Source organism: Streptomyces sp. NPDC006529 (assembly GCF_040611795.1).
Lineage (GTDB): Bacteria > Actinomycetota > Actinomycetes > Streptomycetales > Streptomycetaceae > Streptomyces.
In genome coordinates this window covers 1-2747 of sequence record NZ_JBEXPB010000115.1, presented here as the reverse complement: position 1 = coordinate 2747, position 2747 = coordinate 1, and the positions used below count along the sequence as shown (strand labels likewise).

General features: G+C 69.5%; 1 protein-coding gene. It reads right to left on the bottom strand.

Features of this window, described 5'->3' with window-relative positions:
* Positions 1 to 2747: SDR family NAD(P)-dependent oxidoreductase (locus ABZY31_RS31155; RefSeq protein ID WP_356417036.1), on the bottom strand; the 2747-nt coding region annotated here is incomplete at both ends.

The window sequence follows — 2747 nt, the reverse complement described above, 5'->3', positions numbered from 1 at the left end:
TCGAACTCGGCCGCCTCGTGCAGGAACCCACCCTCACGCGTATACGACGTCCCCGCATGATCCGGATCCGGGTGATACAACCCCTCCACATCCCAACCACGATCCGTCGGGAAAGCCGTGACCCCATCCGCACCGCTCGCAACGAGCTGCCACAGGTCCTCAGGCGTACGAACTCCACCCGGGAAGCGGCAGCCCATCCCGACGATGACGATCGGGTCGTCCGCGACGCCCGTCGCCGACCGCGCGGCCGAGACCGCCTTCCCGTGTACACCGCTCTGCTCGGCGGGCTCATCGCCGACGGCGAGTTCGGCCAGCAGGTGCCGCGCCAGCGACACCGGCGTCGGATAATCGAACACCAGCGTCGGCGCCAGCCGCAGCCCCGTCTCCTCCTTCAGAACGTTCCGCAGCTCCACAGCCGTCAGCGAATCGAAACCCAGATCACGGAACGCACGCTCCGCATCCACCGCCCCCGCACCACCATGACCCAGAACCGCAGCAACCCGACCACACACCACATCCAGCAGCACACCCTCACGCTCAGCCACCGGCACACCCAGCAACCGCGCCACCAACGGCGAACCACCATCACCGCCCACACCCGCACCCCGACGCTCCACCGCACGCCGCGCCGGAACCCGCACCAAAGCCCGCAACAACGCCGGAGTCGAACCCGACGACACCGCCCGAGCCCGCAACACCGACACATCCAGATGCATCGGCACCAACACCGCCGCATCCACCCTCAACGCCCTGTCGAACAGCGCGAGGCCCTCGTGGCCTGCCAGGGCTCCGACGCCGTCCCGTGCAATGCGCCGCAGGTCGACCTCGTCGAGCTGACCGGCCATCCCACCGCTGCCACCCGCCTGGGGTGCCCACAGGCCCCAGGCCAGCGACACCGCCGGCAGACCCTCCGCCCGCCGCTGCTCCGCCAACCCCTCCAGGAAAGCATTCGCCGCCGCATAGTTCGCCTGACCCGCCGCACCGAACGAAGCCGCAGCACCCGAGAACAACACGAACGCCGACAATCCAAGGTCCCGCGTCAACTCGTGCAAGTTCCACGCCGCATCCACCTTCGGACGCAACACCCCGGAAACCCGCTCCGCAGTCAACGCACCCAGCACACCGTCATCCAGCACACCAGCCGCATGCACCACACCCGTCAACGGATGCTCCGCAGGAATCCCCGCCAACAACCCCGCCAACGCCTCCCGGTCCGCCACATCACAAGCGACGACCTGCGCCCGGGCGCCGAGTTCAGCCAGCTCGGCGACCAGCGCTTCCGCGCCCTCGGCAGCGGCACCACGACGGCTGACCAGCAGCAAGTTCCGCACCCCGTGCTCGGTGACGAAGTGGCGGGCGAAGAGCCGGCCCAGGCCACCCGTGGCACCGGTGACCAGGACCGTGCCGGACGGGTCACCGAAGCCGGTCGGCAGCTGCGTGTCCTCAGCAGCCGCCGAGGCAGGTACGCGGACCAGGCGCGGCACGCTCACCACACCATCACGGATCGCCAGCTCCGGCTCACCCACCGCCAGCGCCGCGGGAAGCGCCGCCACCGACGCCACAACCGCATCCCGACCGGACTCCAGATCCACCATCACCAACTGGCCCGGGTTCTCCGACTGCGCCGAACGCAACAGACCCCGCACCGCACTACCCGGCAGATCCCCCACACCCACACCAGCACCGACCGCCACCGCACCAGCCGACACCCACACCAACCGCAACCCAACCAACCGCTCCTCAGCCAGCCACTCCTGAACCAACGTCAGAGCCGAGTTCACCGCCGCATGGACGAAGCCCACGGTGTCGCCGTCCTCCTGGGCCGCCGGCAGCACGAACACCGCGTCCGGAAGAGGCTCGCCTCCCTCCAGCGCCGCAACCAGAGCCGCCACATCCGCATACTCGGCGACCTGAGCCCCCGTACCCGCCAGCCCCACCACATCAGGACCACCCAGCACCGCCCACCGAAGACCAGAGGCAGAAGCAGGAACCACCCGCGCCGGCACCCACTCCACCCGGAACAACGACTCCACATGCCCGGCACCAACCGCACCAACCGCACCCACCTGAGCGGCCGAAGCCGGACGCAACATCAGCGACTCCACCGAGGCAACCGGACCACCGGTCTCATCGGCCACCAACAGAGCCAAAGTGTGCGGGTCCTGCGCCGAATTCGGCGTCAGACGCATCCGCAACGCCGAAGCACCCACGGCGTACAGCGACACCCCCGCCCACGAGAAGGGCAGAAGTGCACCACCAGCAGCAGCAGCTACGTCCGGGTCACCCGCTCCGATGGCGTGCAGACCGGCGTCCAGCAGCGCCGGATGCAGCCCGAACCGCGCCGCATCCCGCTGACCAGCCTCCGGCAACACCACCTCGGTGAACAGCACACCATCCCGGCGCCAGGCCGACTTCAACCCCTGGAAAAGGGGACCGTACGCGACACCTTCCCGGGCCAGTTCCTCGTAGAGTCCGTCCATGTCGACCGGCACGGCACCGACCGGCGGCCAGCTCGCGAGCTCGTCGAACTCCGGCGAGGGTTCGGGCCGGGCCCCTGCGACGAGGACGCCCGTCGCGTGGCGGGTCCACGGCTCCTCCGCCGGCGCGTCCTGACGACGCGAGTACACACCGAACGGCCGACGCCCCGCCTCCACAGCCCCCTCGACCACCAGCTGAAGCTGAACACCCCCACGCTCCGGCAGCACCAACGGCGCCTCCAGCGTCAACTCCTCCACCACATCGCAACC